This window comes from Actinomycetospora sp. (assembly GCF_055612215.1).
Genome location: NZ_JBVPVA010000108.1, coordinates 1 through 7,386, shown reverse-complemented (window position 1 = coordinate 7,386; position 7,386 = coordinate 1). Strand labels below are relative to the sequence as shown.

Annotated in this window: 7 protein-coding genes, 1 tRNA gene and 1 pseudogene; 7 read left to right on the top strand and 2 right to left on the bottom strand. The window is 73.2% G+C overall.

Features of this window, described 5'->3' with window-relative positions; genetic code table 11:
- The 5 genes and pseudogenes from AC0CYZ_RS02810 to AC0CYZ_RS02790 all read left to right on the top strand — a co-directional run.
- Positions 1–446: pseudogene (locus tag AC0CYZ_RS02810) on the top strand (hypothetical protein); the annotation flags it as partial.
- 60 nt (positions 447–506) lie between these two features.
- On the top strand, positions 507–2,336 hold the full coding sequence (locus AC0CYZ_RS02805; RefSeq protein ID WP_472212144.1) for a SpoIIE family protein phosphatase: 1,830 nt from the start codon (positions 507–509) through the stop codon (positions 2,334–2,336).
- Positions 2,337–2,494: 158 nt separating this feature from the next.
- Positions 2,495–2,755 carry a FeoA domain-containing protein gene (locus AC0CYZ_RS02800; protein WP_472212142.1) on the top strand — a complete coding sequence of 87 codons (261 nt, stop codon included), beginning with the start codon at positions 2,495–2,497 and terminating at the stop codon, positions 2,753–2,755.
- Positions 2,752–4,908: a ferrous iron transport protein B gene (feoB, locus tag AC0CYZ_RS02795; protein ID WP_472212140.1), complete on the top strand. Its 2,157-nt coding sequence runs from the start codon at positions 2,752–2,754 to the stop codon at positions 4,906–4,908. Before AC0CYZ_RS02800 ends, feoB begins: the two co-directional genes overlap by 4 nt.
- The gene (locus AC0CYZ_RS02790; protein ID WP_472212138.1) at positions 4,905–5,198 is read left to right on the top strand and encodes a FeoC-like transcriptional regulator; all 294 of its coding nucleotides are present in this window, start codon (positions 4,905–4,907) and stop codon (positions 5,196–5,198) included. Before feoB ends, AC0CYZ_RS02790 begins: the two co-directional genes overlap by 4 nt.
- 29 nt (positions 5,199–5,227) lie before the next feature.
- Here AC0CYZ_RS02790 and AC0CYZ_RS02785 read toward each other — a convergent pair.
- Positions 5,228–5,301 (bottom strand) — tRNA-Leu (locus tag AC0CYZ_RS02785).
- Positions 5,302–5,416: 115 nt separating this feature from the next.
- Between AC0CYZ_RS02785 and AC0CYZ_RS02780 the strand changes: the two genes are divergently transcribed.
- Positions 5,417–6,178 (top strand): hypothetical protein, encoded by a 762-nt coding sequence (locus AC0CYZ_RS02780; RefSeq protein ID WP_472212136.1) that lies wholly within the window; start codon positions 5,417–5,419, stop codon positions 6,176–6,178.
- A 171-nt stretch (positions 6,179–6,349) separates the two neighbouring features.
- Positions 6,350–6,991 (top strand): ANTAR domain-containing response regulator, encoded by a 642-nt coding sequence (locus AC0CYZ_RS02775; RefSeq protein ID WP_472212134.1) that lies wholly within the window; start codon positions 6,350–6,352, stop codon positions 6,989–6,991.
- A gap of 68 nt (positions 6,992–7,059) precedes the next feature.
- On the opposite strand, the gene AC0CYZ_RS02770 is transcribed toward AC0CYZ_RS02775, so the two are convergent.
- A partial coding sequence (locus AC0CYZ_RS02770) for an IS30 family transposase (protein WP_472212132.1) occupies positions 7,060–7,386 on the bottom strand: 327 nt, incomplete at its 5' end.

The window sequence follows — 7,386 nt, the reverse complement described above, 5'->3', positions numbered from 1 at the left end:
ACCACGCCCGTCGTCGGGCGCAGCTGGGACCCTTCCAGCTCCAGGCGATGATCGCGGCCTGCCACGTGACCGTCGCCCGCGCCGAGGACACCGACACCGCGCAGGTCCTCGCGCTCTACGACGCGCTGCTCGCCCGGGCCCCGTCCCCGACGGTCGAGCTCAACCGGGCGGTGGCCCTGGCGAGGCACGCCGGTCCCGAGGCCGGCCTGGCGGTGCTCGACGACCTCGCGCGTCGCGGCGGCGTCGCCGCACGCGGTCATCTCCTGCCCGCCGTCCGCGCCGACCTGTTGCGGCGCGCCGGGCACCTCGTGGACGCCGGGCGGGCCTACCGGGCGGCCGCGGAGCAGGCCACCAACGACGTCGAGCGGGCGTACCTGGAGCGACGCGCGGACGAGCTCGACGGAGGTGCCGGGGGCGCACGCGGGCGGCCTACCCTTCCGGGGTGACGCCGGCGGCCGGGGAACCACGCACCGTGGGTCCGCACGCGCGGATGGAGATGACCGGCCGTGACCGCTGACGTGGAGGCGGGTCGGTCGCGGGCCCGGGGGTTGCAACACCTGACCGAGCAGCTCTCCAGCGCCGCGACTCCGCAGGACATCGGTCGGCTCACCGGGACGACCGCCGCAGCCCTCCTCGAGGCGGACGCCTGCGGGGTCTACGTCCGGTCGTCGTCGGATCCGGAGGTGCTGGAGGCCCTCCACGTGACCGGGGTGGCCGGTGAGGCGGTGGAGCGGTTCCGGCGGATCCGCGTCCGGGCCGGGCGACCGATGTCCGACGCCGTCCTGAGCGGGACACCGGTGTGGCTGGAGGACGCCGAGCAGTGGCGGAGCCGCTACCCGCACGAGTCCGCTGCGGGCGTGTCGGGGGGACTCCAGGCCTGCGTGTGCCTGCCGTTGCGGGTCGACGACCAGGACCTCGGCGCGGTGGTGTTCCGCTTCCGCAACCCGCAGGTCTTCGGGCCGGGCGAGCGGGAGTTCCTGGTCGCGGTGGCCTCGCTGTGCGGGCAGGCCCTCGACCGGGCGCGCCTGTACGCGGCCGAGAGGCAGGCGCGCGCGACCGCCGAGCGCGAGCGGGACCGCATGACGTTCCTGGCCCGGGCGAGCCAGTTGATGGAGGCGCCGCTCTCGGTCGAGGAGCGTCTGCAACGGCTCGCCGACCTGGCCGTGACCGGGATCGCCGACTGGGCGGCCGTGCACCTGGTGCGCGGGGAGCGGGTGGAGCAGGTCGCCGTCGCGCACCTCGACCCCGCGAAGGTCACCTTCGTCGAGGAGCTCGAGCGGCGCTACCCGTCCGATCCCGAGGCACCGGGGAGTGCCCTGCAGGTGACCCGGTCCGGGAGGCCGGTGGTGATGACCGACGTGCCGGACGAGCTGCTCGTCGCGAGCGCCGTCGACGCCACCCACCTCGAGCTGATCCGGGCCCTGGGGCTGCGCTCGGCGATCGTGGTCCCGTTGCAGGTGCGGGGTCGCAGCCTGGGTGCGTTGACCCTGGTGCACGCCGAGTCCCGACGCCGATTCGTGGAGGACGACCTCACCTTCGTCGGCCAGCTCGCCGCCACCGCGGCGCTCGCGCTGGACAACGCGGCGCTGTACGAGCAGCAGCGGACGATCGCCCGCACCCTGCAGACCGCCCTGCTGCCCAGCGAGCTGCCCGACGTCCCGGGGCTGAGCTGTGCCGGGCGCTACCGCCCGCCCAGCCCGGAGCTGACCGGGGTCTACGTCGGTGGCGACCTCTACGACGTCCACGAGGACGACGAGCGCGGGCGGTGGACGGTGACGGTGGCCGACGTCTGCGGGAAGGGTCCGCACGCGGCGGTGCTGACCGCCCTGATCCGGCACACCGTGCACGCCGAGGTCAGGCACGGACTCGAGCCCGCCGCCGTCCTGCACCGGATCAACGCCGCGATGCGGCGTCACAACGGGGCCGACCGGTACCGCTTCGCGACGATGGTCCACGCGTCGATCACGCTGGATGCCCACGGCGTCGCGCTCACGCTGGTCAGCGGCGGGCATCCGCCCGCCCTCGTGCTGCGCGGAACCCGGGTCGAGGTGGTGGACGCCCCCGGCCGACTGGTCGGGGTCTTCCCGGAGCTGCAGCTGACCGAGGTCGAGACACGACTCTCGCCCGGCGACTCCCTGGTGCTCTACACCGACGGGGTCATCGAGGCCCGCGGGCCGCGGGGCTTCTACGGGGCGGCGCGGCTCGAGGCCCTCGTCGCCTCCCTCGCCGGGGCGTCGGCGGACGACATCGCCGACGCCGTGCTCGCCGAGGTCTCCGACTTCCAGCACGGGCAGCTCCGCGACGACGTCGCCCTGCTCGTGGTCCAGGCGCAGTGACGCGGACGCCGAGACGGGGACACGTCCGCGGGAGACCCGGACCGGATGTGGGAACCGTGTCGGTCGGGCGCCCTGATCTTCCGGGTGAAACGCCCGAAGCGGGACGACTCGCCAGCACGCGACTTGCCCTCCGGGGATAGGTGAGGCTTACTTCGCTCGTGACTGCGAGCAACGAGGCCGCGATCCCGGAGCGCTCGCTCGACGGCTGTCCGGTGGGGACGGTGTCGGTGCTCCGCCGGGTCGAGGCGACCCGGCTGCGGCGGCGGCGACTGGCCGAGCTGGGGTTCGTCCCGGGGGCGCGGCTCGAGGTGATCGGACGCGGCGGGGTCGGGGGACTCATCGTGGCCGTCGACGCCGACAGCAGGGTGGCGCTCGACGCCGCGGGCGCCCGCGAGCTGCGGGTCGGGGGACCGGCGTGAGCACGGGACCGATCTCCCGCCGCGGCGCGTCCGGCCTGCTGCTGGAGAAGCCGTGCTGCATCGACGACCTCGATGACGCCCCGGAGGGCGCCCCGCAGATCGTCCTGGTCGGTAATCCGAACGTCGGCAAGTCGACGTTGTTCAACGCGCTCACCGGTGCCCGGCAGCACGTCGGCAACTGGCCGGGCAAGACGGTGACGGTCGCGCGCGGGACGTGGCGGCCGTCCGGTCGGGGTGAGCTCGCCCTGGTCGACCTGCCCGGGACCTACAGCCTCGTGCCGGACTCACCCGACGAGCAGCTGACCCGCGAGCTGCTGGTCGACGCGCCCCGCCAGCCCGACCTCGTGGTCGCCGTGCTCGACGCGTCCAACCTGACCCGCAACCTCTACCTCACCGCCCAGATCGCCGACACCGGCGTCCCGGTGGTCGTCGCCCTCACGATGGGCGACATCGCCCGGTCCCGCGGGGTGGAGGTGGACCACGAGGCCCTCGGCCGCGCGCTCGGCGTCCCGGTGGTGCCGGTCGTCCCTCGCAACGGTCGGGGCGTCGAGGCGCTCACCACCGCAGTGTTGGCGGCGCTCGGGGACCGCGGCGCGCCGCGCCCGGCCGGGCTCGGGAGCGATCTCGAGTCGGCCGTCGACACGGTCTCCCACGCGCTCGCCGTCGCCGGCGGTCCCGGACCTGCGCTGCGGTGGCGGGCGCTCGCGCTGCTCGAGGGAGGGCCCGGGCCCGACGGGGTCCGGACGCTGGCCGCCGAGACGGCACGCCGGCTGGCGGGCGAGGACACCGAGGGTGACCCGGAGGACGCCGCCGACGAGGTCGAGCTGCTCGTCGCGGAGGCCCGCTACGCCTGGGCGCACGAGGTGCTGGCGGCGGCGGTGACCCGCCGCGGGTCGGGGGTCACCTGGTCCGACCGCGCCGACCGGGTGCTCACCTCCCGCTGGTTCGGACTGCCGATCTTCCTCGCCGTGATGTGGGGGGTGTTCGAGGCGACGACCGCGGTGGCCTCGCCGCTGCAGAACCTCGTCCAGGACGTCTTCGACGGACCGGTCGCCGGGGCCGCGGGGTGGGTGCTCGCCCTGGTGCACGCCCCGGACTGGCTGACCGGACTCGTGCAGGACGGTCTGATCTCCGGGGTGGGCCAGCTGCTCAGCTTCGCCCCGCTCATGGCGATCATGTTCGTGCTGCTGGCGGTGCTCGAGGACTCCGGCTACATGGCCCGCGCGGCCTTCGTGGTCGACCGGCTGATGCGCCTCATCGGGCTGCCCGGCAAGGCCTTCCTCCCGATCATCGTCGGGTTCGGGTGCAACGTGCCCGCCCTCGCCGGCACGCGCATCCTGCGCAACCCCCGCCAGCGGTTGCTGCTGAACCTGATCATCCCGTTCGTGTCCTGCAGCGCCCGCCTGACGGTGTACGTGCTGCTCGCGGGCATCTTCTTCGGCAGCCAGGCCGGGACGATGGTCTTCGTGATGTACGTGCTGTCGATCGCGCTCGTCATCGGCATGGGATGGCTGCTGCGCCGGGTGCTCTTCCGCGACCTGGTCGACGAGCCGCTGCTGCTCGAGCTCCCGCCCTACCGCCGCCCGACGCTGCGGGTGATGGCCGTGCAGACCTGGCAGAAGCTGCGCGCCTTCCTGCGGACCGCGAGCGGGATCATCGTCGCGACCGTGACCGTGGTCTGGCTCCTCTCGTCGATCCCGATGCCCGGCGCCGGCGCCGGCTTCGGCCAGGTCGCGCCGTCGGAGAGCGTCTTCGGTGGGGTGTCGCGGGCGATCGCGCCGGTCTTCGCCCCGGCGGGGTTCGACGACTGGCACGCCTCGGCGGCCCTCGTCACCGGGTTCGTCGCCAAGGAGGCCGTGGTCGCGACGACCGCGCAGACCTACTCCGCCGAAGAGCCCGCCGACGTCCACCAGGCCGGCGCCCTCGGTCCCGCGCTGCGCGACACCTTCGACCGGACCTCCGGCGGTCACACGATCGCGGCCGTCCTCGCGTTCATGGTGTTCCTGCTGGCCTACACCCCGTGCATGACCACGGTCGCGGCGCAGCGTGCCGAGATCGGCACCCGCTGGACCCTCGGCGGGATCGTCATGCAGCTCGGGGTCGCCTGGGTGCTCGCCGTCGCCGTGTTCCAGATCGGGGTGCTGCTCTCGTGACCAGCCCGCTGCGCCAGGTCCTCGCCGAGGTGCGGGCCGGGACGGCCACGAGCCTCACCGAGGTGGCCCGGCGGGTCGGGGTGTCCCGCGACGAGGCCTCCGCGATGGTCGACCACTGGGTGCGCAAGGGGCGCCTCAGCGTCGACGATCTCGGCAGCGCCTGCCCGAGTGCCGGGTGCGGATCGTGTTCCTCGGGGCACGGGGACCAGCCCGGGTGCGGATCGGCGTCGCCGGCGGACCGGCCCGTCCTGCTCGCGATCAGCCCGCGACCCCCGGACCCGTTCGCCTGACGCAGCGGTCGTGAACGCCACATCGTCGGTGCCCCCGGTGGGATTCGAACCCACACTGTACGGAGTTTGAGACCGCGGCCTCTGCCATTTGGGCTACGGGGGCTTCGTCCTTCTGGAGTACAGTTCGTGGTAGCCAAGTCTAGCCACTCATGCCGCTGCGGCCGTCGCCGGGCGGCTGTTCCGCGACGATGTCGGTGCCCCGCGGCACAGTGCGGTTCGTGCACACCGAGGCGACCGTCGACGCCGCGCTTGATCTGGCCACCGCAGGCCTCCACGCGACCGAGATCGGCCGCTCGTTGGGGCTTCCGAAGAGCACGGTGCAGTACTGGTGTCGTGGCGGCCGTCGTCGTCCGCGTGCGCCGCGAGTAACCCAGCGTTGCCCGCGGTGCGACGGGGAGCCGCTCGACCGGCCCGAGTACGCCTACCTGCTCGGGACGTACCTCGGGGACGGCCACATCACGACGCCGACCCCGAACTCGGCCGTCCTGGCGATCTACTGCTCCGACGACTGGCCCGGCATCTCCCAGGAGGTGGAGCACGCGATGCGGGCCGTCCTGCCGGCGAGCCGGGTGGCCCGCGCCGAGAGGACGGGCTGCCACGCGTTGCGGAGCCACTCGAAGCACTGGCTGTGCCTCTTTCCGCAGCACGGACCCGGGGCGAAGCACACCCGGTCGATCGTGCTGGAACCGTGGCAGCGCGCCATCACCGACGAGCGCCCCGGCCCACTCCTGCGAGGCCTGTTCCACTCCGATGGGTGTCGCAGCCGCAATTGGACACAACGTCTGACCGGGAAGGGACTCGTGCGTTATGAGTATCCGCGGTGTCTGTTCTCCAACAAGTCCGAGGAAATCCTGGCGATCTGCGAAGCCGCCCTGGACCGACTCGACATCGCCCGCCGCCGAGCCCGAGGCGACATGGTCTCCGTCGCCCGGAGAGCGGCGGTCGCACGGCTCGACGAGCTCGTCGGACCGAAGTACTGACGGGCCGGTTCCCCGAAGCGTGGATTCCGGTGGCCGCGCTGTTAGCTGGTGCACACCGTGGCGCTCGTCGCGGACGGACCGGCAGTCCGGCCCGGTAGGGTCCGCTGGATCGAGCCGCCCTGCAGCGTCGCACGGCAGCGGCCGGACGCAGCGACGCGCAGAGGAGACGCCATGAGCCAGCAGGCCGAGGACATCGCCACGGCGGCCGACGCGGCCGTCGCCGTCGAGGAGCCCGCCCCCCGCGAGCCCCTGCGCGTGCTGGTGGCCGAGGACGAGGCGCTCATCCGCATGGACCTCGTGGAGATGCTCCGCGAGGAGGGCTACGACGTCGTCGGGGAGGCCGGCGACGGCGCCCAGGCGATCGAGCTGGCGCGCACGCTGCGGCCCGGCCTCGTGATGATGGACATCAAGATGCCCGGGACCGACGGGCTCGAGGCCGCGACGACGATCGCGCAGGAGCGGATCGCCCCGGTCGTCATGCTCACCGCGTTCAGCCAGCGCGATCTCGTCGACGCCGCTCGTGAGGCGGGCGCGATGGCCTACCTCGTCAAGCCGTTCACCAAGACCGACGTGGTGCCGGCGATCGAGGTCGCCGCGAGCCGCTTCGCCGAGATCACCGCGCTCGAGGACGAGGTCGCCGGCCTCACCGAGCGCCTGGAGACCCGCAAGGCCGTGGAGCGGGCGAAAGGCCTGCTCATGGCCAAGAAGAAGATGAGCGAGCCGGACGCCTTCCGCTGGATCCAGCGCACCGCCATGGACCGGCGCACGACGATGAAGGTCGTCGCCGACGCCGTCGTCGAGACCTTCGGCTGAGGGCTCCCGAGCCCACGCCGGCCTCCCATGATCAGGGGCACACAGCGCACCCCGGGAGGCGCTCGGCCTCAGGGGGTCGTCGCAACACCGGTGGTCAGTGGGTCGGACAGTAGCTGCTGCATCGCTTCGGCGGGTTTGCGCCAGTTGAGGGTCTTGCGGGGTCGGCCGTTGAGTTCGGCGGCGACCGCGGCGAGGTCCTCGGGGGTGTGGACCGAGAGGTCGCTGCCCTTGGGGAAGTACTGGCGCAGCAGCCCGTTGGTGTTCTCGTTGCTGCCGCGCTGCCAGGGGCTGTGGGGGTCGCAGAAGTAGATCGGCAGGTTCGCGGCGACGCTGATCTCGTGGTGGCGGGCCATCTCCGAGCCCTGGTCCCAGGCCAGCGAGCGGCGCAGCGCTTC

Bases quoted from the DNA above. Each gene is read 5' to 3' on its own strand.
- AC0CYZ_RS02775 (WP_472212134.1), top strand. From the start codon at position 6,350: ATGAGCCAGCAGGCCGAGGACATCGCCACGGCGGCCGACGCGGCCGTC.